This is a genomic window from Glaciibacter kafniensis, from assembly GCF_039538945.1.
GTDB classification, from domain to species: Bacteria; Actinomycetota; Actinomycetes; order Actinomycetales; family Microbacteriaceae; genus Cryobacterium; species Cryobacterium kafniensis.
In genome coordinates this window covers 935,831-953,169 of sequence record NZ_BAABCN010000002.1, presented here as the reverse complement: position 1 = coordinate 953,169, position 17,339 = coordinate 935,831, and the positions used below count along the sequence as shown (strand labels likewise).

12 protein-coding genes are annotated in these 17,339 nt (G+C 64.5%); 7 read left to right on the top strand and 5 right to left on the bottom strand.

Features of this window, described 5'->3' with window-relative positions:
• The first annotated feature begins 44 nt into the window (after positions 1-44).
• Complete coding sequence (locus ABD791_RS04945; protein ID WP_345062849.1) at positions 45-1,595, top strand: hypothetical protein; 1,551 nt, start codon at positions 45-47, stop codon at positions 1,593-1,595.
• Between the two features lie 48 nt (positions 1,596-1,643).
• Here the strand turns inward: ABD791_RS04945 and ABD791_RS04940 are convergent, their stop codons facing one another.
• The 3 genes from ABD791_RS04940 to ABD791_RS04930 form a co-directional block, all read right to left on the bottom strand.
• On the bottom strand, positions 1,644-3,065 hold the full coding sequence (locus ABD791_RS04940) for a 2-oxo acid dehydrogenase subunit E2 (protein WP_345062847.1): 1,422 nt from the start codon (positions 3,063-3,065) through the stop codon (positions 1,644-1,646).
• A gap of 66 nt (positions 3,066-3,131) precedes the next feature.
• Complete coding sequence (lpdA, locus tag ABD791_RS04935; protein WP_345062845.1) at positions 3,132-4,505, bottom strand: dihydrolipoyl dehydrogenase; 1,374 nt, start codon at positions 4,503-4,505, stop codon at positions 3,132-3,134.
• Positions 4,506-4,612: 107 nt separating this feature from the next.
• Positions 4,613-6,076, bottom strand: coding sequence for a leucyl aminopeptidase (locus ABD791_RS04930; protein ID WP_345062843.1), 1,464 nt, complete (start codon positions 6,074-6,076; stop codon positions 4,613-4,615).
• Positions 6,077-6,247: 171 nt separating this feature from the next.
• On the opposite strand from ABD791_RS04930, the gene ABD791_RS04925 reads away from it, so the two are divergent.
• The 5 genes from ABD791_RS04925 to ABD791_RS04905 all read left to right on the top strand — a co-directional run bounded on the left by ABD791_RS04925 (position 6,248) and on the right by ABD791_RS04905 (position 12,144).
• A complete protein-coding gene (locus ABD791_RS04925; RefSeq protein ID WP_345062841.1) occupies positions 6,248-7,171 on the top strand; it encodes a proteasome assembly chaperone family protein in 924 nt (307 codons plus the stop codon).
• A 133-nt stretch (positions 7,172-7,304) separates the two neighbouring features.
• A complete protein-coding gene (locus tag ABD791_RS04920) occupies positions 7,305-8,633 on the top strand; it encodes an MFS transporter (protein ID WP_345062839.1) in 1,329 nt (442 codons plus the stop codon).
• Positions 8,634-8,877: 244 nt separating this feature from the next.
• A complete protein-coding gene (locus ABD791_RS04915; RefSeq protein ID WP_345062837.1) occupies positions 8,878-10,143 on the top strand; it encodes an RNA polymerase sigma factor in 1,266 nt (421 codons plus the stop codon).
• 10 nt (positions 10,144-10,153) lie between these two features.
• Complete coding sequence (locus tag ABD791_RS04910; protein WP_345062835.1) at positions 10,154-11,419, top strand: MurT ligase domain-containing protein; 1,266 nt, start codon at positions 10,154-10,156, stop codon at positions 11,417-11,419.
• Positions 11,416-12,144, top strand: a complete 729-nt coding sequence (locus ABD791_RS04905; RefSeq protein WP_345062833.1) for a type 1 glutamine amidotransferase — start codon at positions 11,416-11,418, stop codon at positions 12,142-12,144. Before ABD791_RS04910 ends, ABD791_RS04905 begins: the two co-directional genes overlap by 4 nt.
• 66 nt (positions 12,145-12,210) lie before the next feature.
• Here ABD791_RS04905 and ABD791_RS04900 read toward each other — a convergent pair whose 3' ends face one another.
• Positions 12,211-12,447 carry a DUF7455 domain-containing protein gene (locus tag ABD791_RS04900; protein WP_345062831.1) on the bottom strand — a complete coding sequence of 79 codons (237 nt, stop codon included), beginning with the start codon at positions 12,445-12,447 and terminating at the stop codon, positions 12,211-12,213.
• 172 nt (positions 12,448-12,619) lie between these two features.
• Here ABD791_RS04900 and ABD791_RS04895 point away from each other — a divergent pair, with 172 nt between their 5' ends.
• Complete coding sequence (locus tag ABD791_RS04895; RefSeq protein ID WP_345062829.1) at positions 12,620-14,698, top strand: DNA gyrase/topoisomerase IV subunit B; 2,079 nt, start codon at positions 12,620-12,622, stop codon at positions 14,696-14,698.
• Between the two features lie 155 nt (positions 14,699-14,853).
• Here ABD791_RS04895 and ABD791_RS04890 read toward each other — a convergent pair whose 3' ends face one another.
• Positions 14,854-17,328, bottom strand: coding sequence for a DNA gyrase/topoisomerase IV subunit A (locus ABD791_RS04890; protein ID WP_345062827.1), 2,475 nt, complete (start codon positions 17,326-17,328; stop codon positions 14,854-14,856).
• Between the last annotated feature and the right edge of the window lie 11 nt (positions 17,329-17,339).

Sequence of the window (17,339 nt, the reverse complement as noted above, 5' to 3'; positions counted from 1 at the left end):
TGGGCAAGCGGATGGCGCGGTTCGCGTCGGCCAGGCTGGCGGGCGTGAGATCACGCAAACAGAAACTGCCGCCCACTCCTCTTCAGGCCGAGCGGTCGGGCTCGGGGGCCCGGACGGGCGAGGCGCCTCCGGCCGGGCATCCCGCGCTGTTCTCGGAAATTGCAGGCTTTCAGGTCGGACGCAAGCTCGGAGTCGACGCCGACGCCGATCTGTACCTGGGCCGGAGCGCTGACGACAGCACTGACGCCAGCGCTGGCGCAGACCAGCGGCAGAACGTGACACTGAAACTGTTCCGGGCTGATGCCGCCAGCTCCCAGAGTGAACGGGAGCTGGCGGTGCGCACCCAGCTGGCTCCCGGAACCGTCGGAGCGCTTCTCGACGTCGCGACGGTGGCTGATGGTCGGGTTGTGCTGGTGCTTGAGCATCTGGCGGGAGGGTCGCTCCTGCGCTACCTGCGCGATTATTCACCGGTGTCCCCGGGGGAGGCCGTGACGATCCTCGCGCCTCTCGTGCTGTCGCTTACGGCCCTGCACGATGCCGGATTCGCCCTGCCCGATTTGGCTGTGACGTCGATTGCGCTCACCGCGGAGGGACGCCCGGTCATCGATCGGTGGGGAGCCCTTCAATTGCTACCACCATCTGCGACCGACGCTCGTCTGCGTCAGAATCATGTGCGCAACGACTACGGGCGGTTGATCAGGGTGATGCGAGAAGTTTTCGCGGCACTCGAGCCGACCGATCCCATGTCGCGCCACGGGGAGGGAATCGCCGGCTGGGGGGAGGAGGCCGCCGATCATCTCTCCATTCCCGAATGTCTCGCCGGGCTCGAGCATGCGCTGTTCGAATGGGCGCCGGCAGAGCCGCTGCGCATGCGGCGCCCGGTGGGTGCGCGAGACGCCCGTGCCGTCGATGTGCCGCTTCGCCGGGTCGATCCGGTCGCCGCGGAACCTGCCACGGCAGCGGATGGTGCGGCCCGGCCCCAGAAAGTGGGGCCAGGTCGCCTGTGGCACGCTGCGCGTCGCGCGGTGAGCGAGCGGAACCGGCTGCGAAAGCGCCTGACCTCCCGACCGGTGCTCGTCGCGGTTGCCCTGGCGACCGGGCTCATCGCACTCGCGTTGACCGCGCTGTCGACGGCGGATGGTACCGACGACGCGTCGGCCGAGCCCTCCCGTGCGACGAACGCTCAGTCAAGCCTGTCACCGGCCGCGCGTGGCACCGCTGCAGAGCGGGCCGCGATTTCGTCCGACGACCCGGTGGCCGCATCCGTTGCTCTGCTCACGCTGCGCTCGGCTTGCCTGGCGGAGTCATCGGTGCTCTGTCTGGATAACGTCGATCAGGCGGGTTCAGCCGCGATGGCAGCCGATCGATACGCCGTGCGGATGGCGCAGCAGAGTGCCAGCGAACCGCCCGGGCAGCGCTTCGGTACCGACGCGACGCTCGTCGAACGCAACGGCGACTCCGCTCTGATTGAAATCGAGAGGGCGCCGGCCGAGGGCGAGGATCCCGCTGCTGCGCCGGGATACAGCAAACCGGCCTCGCTCCTGGTGATCAGGGGCGAGGCCGGTTGGCGTGTGCGTGAGATTTTCGACTACTGATTGCGCAGTGGGCTCACCATTCGGCAAGCACCGCGCAACCGAATCGGCCTAGAGGCCGAGGTTCGCCTCGAAAGCGCCGGCTTCCAGACGCTTCTTCATGGTGGTGAGGAAGCCTGCAGCGTCGGCACCATCGATGATGCGGTGGTCGTACGACAGCGCCAGGTAGACGGTCGAACGGATGGCGATCGAGTCGAGGCCGTCGTTGGTGACAACGACCGGCTTCTTGTAGACGATTCCGGTGCCGAGGATGGCGCTCTGCGGCAGGAAGACAACGGGGGTGTCGAAGAGGGCGCCACGTGAACCAGTGTTGGTCAGCGTGAACGTTCCACCAGACAGCTCGTCGGGCTTGAGCTTGTTCTCGCGGGTGCGCTCAGCAAGATCGGCGATCTGCGCGGCGAACCCGGCGATGTCGAGGCCGGCAGCATCGCGCACGACGGGCGTGAGCAATCCGCGCTCGGTCTCCACGGCGATGCTGATGTTCTCCTGCGCCGGGTAGACGATGGAGTCACCCTCGATCGTCGCGTTGATGATCGGGTTGGCCTGCAGTGCCTCGGCGGCGGCCAAAGCGAAGAACGGCAGGAACGACAGCTTGTTGCCGGTCTTCGCGAGGAACTCGCCCTTGATCTTGTCGCGAAGAATCGCGACGCGGGTGACATCAACCTCAACGACGGTGGTCAGCTGAGCCGACGTGTTCATCGAGATGACGGCGCGCTCTGCAACAACCTTGCGCAAGCGTGACATCGCGACAGTCGTGCCGCGCAGCGGCGACACGGCGACAACCGGCGCAGCGGCCGGAGCAGATGATACCGAAGCCGAAGCAATGTCCTGCTTGCGGATGCGTCCGCCGACACCGGTTCCGGTGACGGTCGACAGGTCGACGCCGGCCTCGTTGGCGAGCTTGCGCACAATCGGGGTGACGTAGCCGGAAGTACCTGCGTGCGAACCACGTGCGGCCGGAGCTGCGGCGGGCGCCGGAGCGGGTGCAGCAACAGGAGCGGCAACCGGTGCGGGGGCCGCAACAGGAGCAGCAACCGGTGCGGGGGCCGCAACAGGAGCAGCAACCGGTGCGGGTGCGGCAACAGGTGCTGCAACCGGAGCGGGAGCAGCAACGGGTGCCGGAGCCACAACGGGCGCCGCAACCGGTGCCGGTGCCGCGACAGGCTCGGGAGCTGCGACCGGTGCCGGTGCGGCCGGAGCCTCGGCCACGGGGGCCGGTGCTGCGGCAGCCGCTGAACCGTCACCGATGGTGACGAGAATCGTTCCGACCTCGACGGTCTCGTCTTCCTGAACCAGGATTGCCTCGATCACGCCGGCGACAGGAGAAGGGATCTCCGTGTCAACCTTGTCGGTCGATACTTCGAGCAGCGGCTCGTCGACCTCCACGCGGTCGCCTACATTCTTGAGCCAGCGGGTTACCGTGCCCTCTGTGACACTCTCTCCGAGTGCCGGGAGGCTGACGGATTCGCTCATGCGCTTGTCTCCTTTGAAACCATTTGTCTGGGGTTAGCTTAGTGAAAGAGGTGAACCGGAAACCGGTTACATTGCGTGAAGCGGCTTGCCGGCGAGAGCGAGGAACGCTTCGCCGAGTGCTTCGTTCTGGGTCGGGTGGGCGTGAATCAGCGGCGCGATGTCTTCTGGGTATGCTTCCCAGTTCACAGCCAGCTGGGCCTCACCGATCAGTTCGCCGACGCGGGCGCCGATCATGTGCACACCGACGACGGGGCCGTCGTTGACACGAACTACCTTGACCGAACCAGTGGTGCCGATGATGGCACTCTTACCGTTGCCGCCGAGGCTGTACTCATAGCTCGTGACCTGGTCGGCGCCGAATTTCTCAGCAGCCTTCGCCTCGGTGTATCCGACTGACGCCACCTCGGGGTCACAGTAGGTGACCTTCGGGATGTTCACGTCTTCAACGATGATCGGGTTCAGGCCGGCGAGTTCCTCGGCAATGAAGATGCCCTGCTGGAATCCGCGGTGTGCAAGCTGCAGGCCGGGAACGATGTCGCCGACGGCGTAGACGCCGGGGATGTTGGTGGCGAGGCGCTCGTCGGTGATGACGAAGCCGCGATCCATCGTGATGCCAACTTCTTCAAAACCGAGACCGGCGGTCGACGGGCCACGACCGACGGCGACGAGCAGCAGCTCAGCCTCGATCGTCTTGCCGTCTTCGAGAGTCACGACGACACCCGACTCGTTCTGGGTGACGCTGGCAAAGCGCACGCCCAGCGAATACTCGATGCCGCGCTTGCGGAAGGCGCGCTCCAACTGCTTGGAGATTGACTCTTCTTCGTTCGGAACGAGGTGGGGCAGAGCCTCAATGATGGTGACGTCGGCGCCGAAAGACTTCCAGACGCTGGCGAACTCGACGCCGATGACGCCGCCACCGAGCACGGCAACCTTCTTCGGAACGAAGTTCAGCTCGAGGGCCTGCTCACTGGTGATGACGCGTCCACCGAGTTCGAGACCCGGAAGTGAACGGGAGTAGGAACCCGTGGCGAGGATGACGTTCTTGCCGACGATGGTGTCAGCGCCGACCTGCACGGTCGTCGGGGAGATCAGACGACCTTCACCCTCGATGACGGTGATGCCGCGAGCCTTGATCAGACCCTGCAGGCCCTTGAACTTGCTCGCGACGATGCCTTCGCGGTACGCGGTGACGCCTGCGATGTCGATGCCACCGAACGTGGTCGACACACCGTACTTCGACGACTCACGGCTCACATCGGCAACCTCAGCCGAGTGAAGCAGCGCCTTCGTCGGGATACAACCACGGTGCAGGCAGGTGCCGCCGAGTTTGTCTTTCTCAATCAGACCAACGGAGAAACCGAGTTGGACAGCACGCAGCGCTGCTGCATATCCACCGCTTCCTCCACCGAGAACGACAATGTCAAAATTCTGTTCCGACACCCAGCTACTCCCTCGCGCATTACGAATTCAGCCACGACCCCGCCAACGGATTCATGATCTACATGGCAGGCGTTCTGCGGCAAGCTACTCTTGCCTCTACGACTGTACTACGGGCGAGAAAAGTCCTCGGCCAGTCTGATCAGTGCACGCACAGCTACACCCGTCGGTCCCGGCTTCGTGAATCCCCATGCACCGCCCTCGTTCTGCGCACTCCCGGCAATGTCCAGGTGTGCCCACGGGATGGTCGTATCGGTGAACTCACGCAGAAAAACGGCCGCGAGGAGCATACCGGCGGCTTTGTTGCCGATCTTCGCGTTGGCGATGTCCGCGACATCGGAGTTCAACAACGCGCGCAACTCATCGGGCAGCGGCATCGGCCAGGCGAGCTCGCCCGTTGCCGTGCTGGCCGCGAGCACCTGGTCGACCAATGGGGCATCGCCCATCGCCGCGAAGTATCGCGTGCCGAGAGCCACTGTTGCGGCACCGGTCAGCGTCGCGACGTCGACGATGGCGTCAGGCTTCTCCTCGGCAGCGGCAACCAGGCCGTCGGCCAAGACCAGTCGTCCCTCTGCATCGGTGTTCAGTACCTCGACAGTGCGTCCGCCCCGGATGCGCAAAACATCCTCCGGGCGAATTGCGGCGCCAGACGGCATGTTCTCGGCGATGCACAACCAGGCGGTGATGCGCACGGGGAGGGCGAGCTTCGCTGCGGCAGCGGCCACCGCAAGCACTGTCGCTGCCCCGGTCATGTCGTACTTCATGCCGACCATCGACGCCGCCGGTTTGAGCGACAACCCGCCGGTGTCAAATGTGATCCCTTTGCCAACGAGTGCCAGGTGGCGGGAGGCGCCGGCGGGGGAGTAGCTGACCTTGACCAAGCGCGGCGGTCGGGTCGAACCCTGACCAACGCCGAGGATGCCGCCGAACCCGTCGGCGGCCAGCGCCACCTCGTCCCAGATGGTCACGTCGACCGGCAGGTCGCGGACCGCCTGCTCTGAGCGCTCCGCCAGCGTCTGCGGAAAGAGATCGGAGGGCGGAGTGTTCACGAGATCCTTGACCAGCTGCATTGCCGAGGCGATCGCCAGCGCGTGATCGACCGAGTCGGGGCTGCCCAGTGAGGAATGAACGTCGATGCGCGAAGCACTCAGCTTCGTGGCGGCGAGGCTCGTGTTGCGGTAGTCGGTGAAGGAATAGGCGCCAAGCAGCGCACCCTCGAGCAGCGCATCGAGCTGCTGCTCATCGGCCAGGGGGAGCGCGAAGGCGAGGTGAGCGGCACCGGTCAGCTGACGCACGGCCGACCCTGCGGCCAGTCGGAGCGCATCCGGAGTCAGCGCGTTGCCCAGGCCCACAATGGCGATCGCGCCTGCCGTACCGAGCGATGCGGGAAGCCTGACGACCTCGTCGCGCCGGCCGGTGACGCCGAGAGCGACGAAATGCGCGGCGATGTCGTCGAAGGCGGGGTCGGCGATCAGCACTGGCCCATCTGGGGTGCTGAGCGAGGCGAGCACGAGAACATCGGCGGCAGAATCGAGAGCGGGCTGGGTAGACAAGGACAACGTCGGAAGGACCATTCCTCAATGCTAATCACCGCTCGCTCGTGATCATTCACCGCCGGCGGCTCAGCGCCGCGGCCGTCGGCCTCGCGTCGGGCCGGCAGCCAGGCCGGCAGCTGTTCGCTCTCGGCACCAACGCCAAGCCCCCTTTTCAGTTTGCTTCAAGAGCGTGCGGCCTAGAGTTAACGCATGCGTGATCCCGGTGACCTCTACGAACTGACCGATGCTGCTGCCGGCATCCCGGAAGGCTTGCATCTCGTCGCCGGATTGACCGGTTTTGCGGATGCGGGTGGTGCGGTTTCGCAGTTCACCGAGTATCTGCTCGGTGCGCTTCCGCACACCGTGGTCGCCACTTTCGATGCTGACGTTCTTCTCGACTACCGGGCGCGTCGCCCGATCATCTACTTCGATCAAGACCATCTCAGCGACTACCAGCCGCCGACACTGAGCCTTTACCTCGCCAGGGATGAGATCGGGCAGCCGTTCCTGCTGTTGGCCGGGTTCGAACCTGACTTTCGCTGGGAGCAGTTCACCGCGGCGATACTTCAGCTGGTCGAACGCTTCACCATCTCGTCGACCACCTGGGTTCATGCGATTCCGATGCCGGTGCCGCACACGCGTCCGATCGGGGTGACCGTGAGCGGCAGCCGCTCCGACCTGGTCGAGAGCATGTCGGTCTGGCGCCCGCACACCCAGGTGCCCGCGAACGTGCTGCACCTCGTCGAGTACCGCTTGTTGGAGTCGGGCGCTTCAGCGGTCGGCTTCGTGCTGCTGATTCCCCACTACCTGGCCGACACCGAGTTTCCGTTCGCCGCGCTGTCGGCACTGGAAAGCACGAGTGCGGCGACGGGTCTCATCTTTCCGACAGATCACCTGCGCGAGAAGAACCGTGAGTTTATTGAGCGCATCGACGAGCAAGTGGGCGACAACCCCGAGCTTGCGAAACTGGTCGGCACACTCGAACAGCGCTACGACTCGTATATGGAGGGCAGCACATTGCGCTCCCCGCTCACCGACGAAGACGGCGAGCTGCCCACTGCCGATGAAATCGCGGCGGAGCTGGAGAAGTTTCTCGCGATTCGACGCAATAAAGACGACGGCTCACCGCTGTGAATATTAACTGCAAGACTCGGTCCGGCGAGTCTCTGTCTCACGTCCTCTGACGGTATCCAGCGTTCGCAACGTTCGACCATCGAGTGCCGCTGCCAATTCGCGGGCCACGATTGCGGCCGGTAGGTTGGGATAAGTGAACTCTTCTCGATCCTGGCTTGTCTTCTTCCTTGGATCGTTCGCCTACCTTTCTGCTGTTCTGCAACGCACCTCAATGGGCATCGCCGGCGTTGCGGCGTCCGAACGGTTCGGCGGCTCCGCCGCGGTGCTGTCCAGCCTCGCCGTCGTACAGCTGATCGTCTACGCTGCGATGCAGATTCCCGTCGGCGTTCTGATCGACAGGTACGGCCCGCGCGTGCTGATGATCACGGGTACCGCGCTCATGGTGGTCGGACAGATCGCCCTGGCGTTCGCGCCGAGCATCGCCGTCGCGGTGATCGGACGCATCCTGGTCGGAGCGGGCGACGCGATGATGTTCATCTCGGTGATCCGTCTGATCAGCTCCTGGTTCTCGGGACGTATTGTGCCGCAGTTGTCTCAGTGGATGGGAAACATCGGCCAGCTCGGTCAGGTACTCTCGGCAATTCCGCTGGCCTGGGTGCTGTCGCAGTGGGGCTGGACGCCCGCGTTCCTCTCCGCGGCATCCGTCGCCGTTGTCGCCTTGATCGCCGTCATCGTCGCGGTCAGGGACCGGCCCGCCGATTCGCCCGACCATGCTCGGGCCAGCAGCTGGAACGCCGCCATCGCCCAACTGCGCCACAGTTTCAAGCGCCCCGGCACCCAATTGGGTTTCTGGTCGCACTACGTCACCCAGTCTTCTGGCACGGTGTTCAGCCTGCTCTGGGGCTTTCCGTTCATGGTGTTCGGTCTCGGTTACGAGCCACATCTGGCCGCGGCAATGCTCACCATTCTGGTTGGGGCCGGTCTGGTCTTCGGCCCGATCCTCGGGTTGCTGTCCGCGCGTCATCCGCTGCGCCGCAGCAACATCGTGCTCGGCATTGTGACGGCGATCGGCATCGCCTGGGCTGTCGTGCTGCTCTGGCCGGGCACGCCGCCCATCTGGCTCATTGCGCTGCTGCTCGTGGTGCTGGGTGCAGGGGGTCCCGGGTCACTGATCGGTTTCGACTTTGCGCGCACCTTCAACCCGCAGCGCAGCCTGGGCGCCGCAAACGGCGTCGTGAACGTCGGTGGCTTCACCGCCAGTTTTGTGACGATGTATCTCATCGGTCTGCTGCTTGACCTTCTGAACGGATGGCGGGTCGCACACGGCGAGGAGAGCAACCTCTATGCCCTCGATTCTTTTCGCATCGCGTTTGCCGTGCAGTACCTCGTGATCGGGGTCGGAGTCGTGTTCCTGCTGCGGGCACGACGCCGTACGCGCAAGGGCCTGTCCCGTGATGAGGGAATAGAAGTGGCCCCGATCTGGGTTGCACTCTCACGAAGGTGGCGTCGGCGCAAGGCCTGAGGCGAACACAGTGGCTTGTTCCCCCGCTAAACCGTGCAATAATTGAGGACAGGACCCGTTCTGGTTCCGGAGTTTTTGACGCCAGCGTCAAAGCATGCGTTGCTTAGTTGCAGCGCCCCGGACTTGACATGGGTCCTTGTACTGCCCAAATTCAACTGCTTGGTCACAATCCGCCCGATTTCGGAGGTTTGCGAGCAGGCTGAGTGTCTGGCCAGTGCACCAACCCAGCATGAGAGGTGTTCGAATGGCAACCCCCGCAAAGTCAGAAGCGACGGAGTCCACTGAGAGCAAGGAGTCCGCTGTCAAGGCTCCCGCGACCAAAGCCGCGGCTACCAAGGCTCCCGCCAAGGCCGCCGCAACCAAGACTGCCGCAGTGAAGAAGACTGCAGCTGCAGCCCCGCGCAAGCGCGCAACCAAGAAGGCAGACGACGACGAAGTTGTTGAGCCGGTTGCCGCCGACGACGCGTTTGCCGATGACGATGAAGACGGCACCAAGCGTCCGGCATCGACCGAGCCGCTCCCGAGCGGTGCACTCGTGCTGTCCATCGTCGACGACGATGACGATGTTCCGGTCTACTCGAGCGCCATCACCGGTGCGACGGCTGACCCGGTCAAGGATTACCTGAAGCAGATCGGTAAGGTCGCTCTGCTGAACGCGGCCGAAGAGGTCGAGCTCGCCATGCGCATCGAGGCTGGCCTGTTCGCTGAGGACAAGCTGTCGGTCATGACCGATGCGGAGAAGAAGAGCCCCCTCGGACGCGAACTCCAGTGGGTCGCGAAAGACGGCGCCCGCGCCAAGAGCCACCTCCTCGGGGCCAACCTGCGTCTCGTCGTCTCACTGGCCAAGCGCTACACCGGTCGAGGGATGCAGTTCCTCGACCTGATCCAGGAAGGCAACCTGGGTCTCATCCGTGCCGTCGAGAAGTTCGACTACACCAAGGGCTTCAAGTTCTCGACCTACGCCACCTGGTGGATCCGTCAGGCCATCACCCGCGCCATGGCCGACCAGGCCCGCACCATCCGCATTCCGGTGCACATGGTCGAGGTCATCAACAAGCTCGCCCGCGTTCAGCGTCAGATGCTGCAGGACTTGGGTCGCGAACCCACGCCTGAAGAGCTGAGCCGCGAACTCGACATGACGCCCGAGAAGGTCGTCGAGGTGCAGAAGTACGGCCGCGAGCCGATTTCACTTCACACCCCGCTGGGTGAAGACGGGGACAGCGAGTTCGGTGACCTGATCGAAGACACCGAAGCCGTTGTTCCGGCCGACGCGGTCGGGTTCACCATGCTGCAGAAGCAGCTGGAGAGCCTGCTCGACTCGCTGTCCGAGCGTGAAGCCGGAGTGATCCGCATGCGCTTCGGCCTCGGTGACGGCATGCCGAAGACTCTGGACCAGATCGGTGACACCTTTGGCGTGACGCGTGAGCGCATCCGTCAGATCGAGTCGAAGACCATGGCCAAGCTGCGTCACCCGTCGCGTTCGCAGTCACTGCGCGACTACCTCGAGTAGGAGCGACGGGGTGCGATATGCTCCGGCGATCCTCATTGGCAGGATCGTCAGGAAGCTTGCCCGGTGGCGAAAGCCGGGCGGTGGCTCGGCGATTCCGGGTGTTGTCGTGAACGCGATTGCGCCCGGATTCCTCCCGCGCACCCTGAACAGTTTTCCGGGAGGGCTCGTCATCGTGACGGGTTCGAGCGGCAAATCGACGACGACGAAGATGCTCGTCGCGGCTCTGCGTGCTCACGGGGTCAGTGTGTTCACCAACCCCTCGACGGCAAATATCAGCCAGGGACTGAGCTCGGCATTGCTCGAGCAGGTGTCGCTGGGTGGACGCATCGCCGGCGACATCGCAGTGCTTGAGATGGATGAGGGCCACGGCGCTCTGATCTCAGACTCGCTCACTCCGCGGGTCGTCGCTTTGACCAATGTGATGGTCGACCAGATCGATCGTTTTCACGATTCTGAGATGGTCGCGGCCATGCTCGCGAAGATCGCGGCTCGTGCGACCGAGTCGGTTGTGCTGAACAGCGATGACCAGTACCTCGTCGAACTCGGGGAACGTCTCAGCGGCGTCAGGGTCGATCGTTATGGAGTCAGCGCTGAGGTACTGGCCCAGAATCCGCGCGGGCTCGGCTACACCCAGACTGCGCTCGACCGGCTGCCGGCGGGGGAGGGCGTTCTGCTCACCCGGGTGAACGGCCGCGATGCCGAGCTGAACCTCGACGGACGTACGTATGCGTTCACGCTGCCGGCGCGCGGAACACACTATGCGGTCGATGCCGTCACCGCGCTGGCCACCGCCCGCTCGGCCCTCGGAGAACGGTTCAACCCCGTCGTCGCACTGACTGCCATTTCGTCCATCCCTCCGGTTTTCGGACGTGGCGAGATCGTCTCGGTGCGCGGGCGAATGGTCGAGTTCGTGCTGGTTCAGAACCCGGCGAGCTTTCAGCTCAACGTCGACAGCCTGGAACCTGGCACCGAGCAGATTATGATCGCCGTCGGCTCAGACGTGCGGGACCCCTCCTACTTCTGGCCCGTCGACACCTCCGGGCTCGGCCATGTGCTGCTGGCGTCAGGTTCGAAGGCCCACGACATTGCCCTGCAGCTCGCCTACGACGGCGTCACGGTCGATCGAGTGGAACCTGATCTCGGCACGGCTCTCGACGCGTTCCTCGCTCTCGACGACCCGGCTCACGGGCTGAAGACGATTATTTTCTCTGCCGACTCGATGCGCCGCACGCGCGCGCATCTCGGGTTGACCTCCAACGACGAGGAGTCGGCATGACCACGTCGCTGACCATAGTTTCTGTGCTGCCCGAGTTGCTCGGCACGAACGGCGACGCGGCGAACGCCCGCGTGCTCCGTCGCCGGGCCGAGTGGGCGGGTTTCGAGGCGAACGTCGTCGAGGTGCGCTCAGCCGCAGACCTTCCGGCGGTGGTCGATGCCGTTGTTGTCGGATCGGGAACCGACGGTGACCTCGCTACGGCGAGGGACATCCTGGCCACCATGACGACTGAGTTTCGCACCTGGTCGACCGGTGGGGTCCCGATTCTCGCGGTCGGCACGGGGTGGGAACTGCTCAGCTGGGGAATCGAGCAGGCCGACGGCCCCGTCATCGAAGGACTGGGTCTCGTCGCAGGTCGCGCGGTGCCGCGTACAGAGCGGGTGACCGACGATCTCGTGGTGAAGACCAAGTACGGCCGGTTGATCGGCTTTGAGAACCACGCGCGTGACTACGTCGGCGCCGAAGGCTCTCCGCTCGGACGGGTGCTGTCAGGCACCGGAAACGGCGCCGGTTTCGAAGGCCTCGTGATGGGGGAGTTCTTCGGAACCCACCTGCACGGCCCGGTGCTCGCCCGCAACCCGCAGTTTGCCGATCACCTGTTGGAGATCATGGCGGCCCGGCACGGCGCCTCATACCGACGCGGCGAAGACGCAATTTTCGCCGATGAAATGGCGAAAGCCGCACGCAATCAGATTGCAGTGCGGCTTGGCCAAGCTCCGGAATAGAACGCTCCGGAATAGAACGCTCTGCCGAGTCGCTCCGGCGCAGTGCGCGGAGCGACTCGCAAGGCTCTAGGAGCGCTGGTCTTCGAGGAGTCGGCTCGACTCGTCGTGCCAGCTCTCGGCGATTGCCGACAGCTTCTCTTGGTGCTTACGACCGTGGTGTGCGCAGAACAGCAATTCACTGTTGTTTACAACGACCCGAATATAGGCCTGAGCGCCACAAGCGTCGCAGCGGTCGGCTGCGGTGAGCTGGTGGGGGGCGCCCTGCTGGTCGACGGCACCATTATCGGTGGCGATCTGGGACATGTTCTCCTCCTCCAGTTGCGAAGCCTGAAACCCAAGCTTTAAGGCTGATACCCAATCAAAACACGCCTGACGCCTCCCGGCGAGCATTGGAGCTGTTATTTCGCTCACCGCGTAGTAACTGCAAGGAGTGTCACTCGGGCAGGTGCAGGCTTGTTCAGTAGTGTTAACCGTTGTGAGTTCTGACTATTCCGCACGCCACCTTTCGGTCCTCGAGGGTCTCGAAGCTGTTCGCAAGCGCCCTGGCATGTACATCGGGTCCACGGACTCCCGGGGACTGATGCACTGCCTGTGGGAAGTCATCGACAACTCGGTCGACGAGGCGTTGGCCGGCCACGGCGACAGCATTGACATCATCCTTCACCCCGACGAGAGCGTCGAGGTGCGTGACACCGCACGTGGCATCCCGGTCGACATCGAACCCAAGACGGGTCTGACGGGTGTCGAGGTTGTCTTCACCAAGTTGCACGCCGGTGGCAAGTTCGGCAGCGGCTCCTACGCGGCGTCCGGCGGTCTGCACGGCGTCGGCGCCTCCGTGGTCAATGCTCTCTCCGAACGCCTCGACGTCGAGGTCGATCGCGACGGCAAGACCTACGCGATGTCGTTCCACCGCGGTGAGCCCGGAAACTTCGCCGACACGGGCGAGAAGAGTCCAGACGCTCCGTTCACCCCGTTCGAGAAGAAGAGCGAACTGCGCGTCATCGGCAAGGTGAAGAAGGGCGTCACCGGCACACGCATCCGCTACTGGGCAGACCGTCAGATCTTCACCAAGGGTGCGACGTTCCAAAACGACGAGCTTCTCGCTCGCGCCCGCCAGACCGCATTTCTCGTGCCGGGTCTTGCGATCGAGATCGACGACCTCCGCGCAGAGGAACCGATCCATGAGTCGTTCAAGTTCGACGGCGGCATCTCGGAGTTTGTCGATCACCTGGCGACGGATGCCCCGCTCACCGACACCTGGCGACTGACGGGCGACGGACACTTCACCGAGACGGTTCCGGTGCTCACCGACTCGGGCACGATGGTTCCGACCGAGCTGAAGCGCGACTGCCACGTGGACATCGCGCTGCGCTGGGGAACCGGGTACGACACCGTCGTGCGCAGCTTCGTGAACATCATCGCCACACCGAAGGGCGGAACCCACCAGGCCGGATTCGAGGCCGGCCTGCTCAAGTTTCTGCGCGCCGAAGTCGAGAAGAACGCCCGCCGGCTCAAGGTCGGCTCCGACAAGCTCGAGAAAGACGATGTGCTGGCCGGCCTGACCGCCGTGCTCACCGTGCGTCTGCCCGAGCCGCAATTCGAGGGACAGACCAAGGAGGTGCTCGGCACCCCTGCCGTGCGCGCCATCGTCGCCAACGTCATTGCGAAGACGATGAACGAGCGCTTCACGTCAAGCAAACGCGACGACAAGGCGCAGTCGGCTCTCGTGCTCGACAAGATCGTCGCCGAGATGAAGTCCCGCATCTCGGCTCGCGCGCACAAAGAGACGCAGCGTCGCAAGAATGCGCTCGAAAGTTCGTCACTGCCGGCGAAGCTCGTCGATTGCCGCAGCAACGACGTCGCGACCAGCGAGTTGTTCATCGTAGAGGGCGACTCCGCGCTCGGCACGGCAAAACTGGCTCGCGACAGTGAACACCAGGCGCTGCTGCCCATCCGCGGCAAGATTCTGAACGTGCAGAAGGCCTCGGTCTCAGACATGCTCAGCAACGCCGAATGCGCGTCGATCATCCAGGTGATCGGAGCCGGGTCGGGGCGCAGCTTCGATCTCTCAGCCGCCCGCTACGGCCGAATCATCATCATGAGCGACGCCGACGTTGACGGCGCCCACATCCGCACGCTGCTGCTCACGCTCTTCTTCCGCTACATGCGTCCGATGATCGAAGACGGTCGGGTGTTCGCCGCAGTACCGCCGCTTCACCGTGTCGTCGTGATGAACCCGGGCTCGAAGCCGAACGAGACCATCTACACCTACTCCGAGGCCGAACTGCAGGGCGTGCTTGCCGGGCTGAAGCGCAGTGGAAAGCGTTACCAAGACCCGATCCAGCGGTACAAGGGCCTCGGTGAGATGGATGCCGATCAGCTCGCGACCACCACGATGGAGCGTGCGCATCGCACCCTTCGCCGGGTGCGGGTTTCTGACGCGGAGGCTGCAGGCGCCGTGTTCGAGCTGCTGATGGGCAATGACGTCGCACCGCGCAAGGAGTTCATCATCAATAGCTCTGACACGCTCTCGCGGGATCGCATCGACGTCTAGCGCCGGCCCGCAGCACGTGTTGCGGCGGCCGCTCGCATCCGTCACCATGTTGCGCGCTGCGCTGGTCGGGTGCCGCTGCGCCGGTTGGGGCCGACCCGCGCCGCGGCGCCCGACCCGCGCGACGCGGAAAAGAGCCGACCTCAACGAGGCGGACTCTAGCTGAGCGCCGCGCCGATCGCGCCGACAACAGCGTCGAGCATCGTTCCCGAGGCGTCCCGGCGTGCGCCGGACTCCGGAAGCGCACGCGGGGTGCCATAGAGTGAGACAGCGTGTGCCGGCGCCGGACCCACCCAAGCAAGGGCAAGAGTGTCTTCGCCCTTGAGGAAGCGCTGTGAGCGCACGCCGCCTGTGGCGCGACCCTTAGCCGGGTACTCGGTGAACTCCGACACCTTGGCGCTGCCGGGGTCGATGCCGAGCAGCGTCTGGCTGCCGATGGCCACAGTGGCGACGACCGCGGTCTCCGCTTGCTCAGGGCTCAGGCTGGTGAAGAAGACGACCTGGGCATCCGCAGCGAGCTTGATGCCGGCCATTCCGCCGGCGGCCCGACCCTGAGGGCGAACGCCAGACGCGGGAAAGCGCAGCAGCTGTGAATCGGAGGCGATGAAGACGAGCTCGTCATCGTCACCGCCCTGCACCGCCCCGACGACCTCGTCTTTCGGCTTCAGGACGATGATCTCGAAGTCGGGCTTGTTGGCCCAATCTCCGGGAGTGACCCGCTTGACGATGCCCTGCTTGGTGCCCAGTGCGATCGCGCGCGGGGACTCCAGCGAGACCAGCGCCAGAACCTTTTCGCTCCGATTCGGCAATGCCAAGTAGTCGGCAACCTTGACGCCGGCCGCGAGCTGAATCGACGTCGGCGGCATGAGCGGCAGGTCGACCGGGGTGAAACGGATGAGGCGCCCCAGGTTCGTGACCGCACCAATCTCGGCACGGGTGGTGGTGTCGAGCACCGAGAGCACAGCGTCGTGCTTGGTACGACGCTTGGCCGGGCCGACACGGTCGGCCTGGGCGTCGTCGCCCTCCTGCAGCTCGACGCGGGCGATGCGCCCGGTCACACTCAGGTACACCCGGGTCGGGGTGTCCTGGACTTCCAAGATCACGGCGCCCTTCTTGGCTGATGCGCCGGCGATGCTCGGCTTGGCCTCGGTGAGGATGGTACGGCGCGGAGTTCCGAACTTCTCGGCGACGGCGGCAAGCTCATCAGACACCAGGGTGCGGATTGCCTGCTTGCTGCCGAGCAGTTTCTCGAGAGCGGCGATCTCGGCGAGCAGCTGGTCGCGCTCGGTCTCCAGCTCGATGCGGGAGAACCGGGTGAGACGACGCAGGCGCAGCTCGAGAATGTACTCGGCCTGCAGCTGGCTGAGCTCGAACACATCGATCAGGCGGGTGCGAGCCTGTTCGCTGTCATCACTCGTGCGAATGACCTGAATGACCTCGTCGATGTCGACGATGGCGATGAGGAGGCCCTGCACCAGGTGCAGGCGTTCCTTGCGGCGTGCCAGGCGGTAGGCCGACCGGCGGGTGACGACCTCGATGCGGTGGCCGACATACACGACGAGCAGCTCACGCAGCCCCAGCGTCTGAGGACCGCCGTCGACCAGGGCCACGGCGTTGATGTTGAAAGAGTCTTCGAGCGGGGTGATTCGGTAGAGCTGTTCGAGCACCGCCTCCGGGCTGAACCCGGTCTTGATGCCGATGACCAGGCGCAGGCCCTTGGTGCGGTCGGTGAGGTCGGTGACATCGGAGATGCCGCTGAGCTTCTTGTTGTTGACGCCGTCCTTGATCTTCTCGATGACCTTTTCCGGTCCGACCAAGTAGGGCAGCTCAGTAACGACAAGACCGGTCTTGCGTGCGGTGATCGCTTCAACCGTCACCCGGGCGCGAGTCTTGAAGCTCCCGCGGCCGGTGGCGTAGGCATCCTTGATTCCGTCCAGGCCGACGATGGTTCCGCCGGTGGGCAAGTCAGGGCCGGGAACGAACTCCATCAGGTCTTCGAGCGTCGCGTTCGGATGCGCGAGCAGGTGGCGGGCAGCGCCGACCACCTCGATCAGGTTGTGCGGGGCCATGTTCGTGGCCATGCCAACGGCGATACCGCTCGCTCCGTTCACCAAAAGGTTCGGGTAGGCGGCGGGCAGCACGTCGGGCTGGGTCAGCTGGTTGTCGTAGTTGGGCACAAAATTCACGACGTCTTCGTCGAGATTCTCGGTCATTGCCAGCGCAGGGGCAGCGAGGCGCGCCTCGGTGTACCGGGAGGCGGCGGGGCCGTCGTCGAGGGAGCCGAAGTTTCCGTGCCCGTCGATCAGCGGAACGCGCAGGGTGAAGGCCTGAGCCATGCGCACCAGCGTGTCGTAGATGGCCGTGTCACCGTGGGGGTGCAGCTTGCCCATCACCTCGCCGACCACACGAGCCGACTTCACGTGGCCCTTGTCGGGACGCAGACCCATCTCGCTCATCTGATAGAGGATGCGGCGCTGCACGGGCTTCAGGCCGTCACGCGCGTCGGGGAGTGCGCGCGAATAGATCACGGAGTAGGCGTATTCGAGGAACGAGCCTTGCATCTCGACTGAAACGTCGACGTCTTCGATGCGTTCTTTGATCTCGGCGGGGGGAGTGGTGTCTTTGCGGCTCATTCGTGACTTCT

Bases quoted from the DNA above. Each gene is read 5' to 3' on its own strand.
- ABD791_RS04940 (WP_345062847.1), bottom strand. From the start codon at position 3,065: ATGAGCGAATCCGTCAGCCTCCCGGCACTCGGAGAGAGTGTCACAGAG.
- ABD791_RS04930 (WP_345062843.1), bottom strand. From the start codon at position 6,076: ATGGTCCTTCCGACGTTGTCCTTGTCTACCCAGCCCGCTCTCGATTCT.
- ABD791_RS04925 (WP_345062841.1), top strand. From the start codon at position 6,248: ATGCGTGATCCCGGTGACCTCTACGAACTGACCGATGCTGCTGCCGGC.
- ABD791_RS04915 (WP_345062837.1), top strand. From the start codon at position 8,878: ATGGCAACCCCCGCAAAGTCAGAAGCGACGGAGTCCACTGAGAGCAAG.
- ABD791_RS04905 (WP_345062833.1), top strand. From the start codon at position 11,416: ATGACCACGTCGCTGACCATAGTTTCTGTGCTGCCCGAGTTGCTCGGC.
- ABD791_RS04900 (WP_345062831.1), bottom strand. From the start codon at position 12,447: ATGTCCCAGATCGCCACCGATAATGGTGCCGTCGACCAGCAGGGCGCC.
- ABD791_RS04890 (WP_345062827.1), bottom strand. From the start codon at position 17,328: ATGAGCCGCAAAGACACCACTCCCCCCGCCGAGATCAAAGAACGCATC.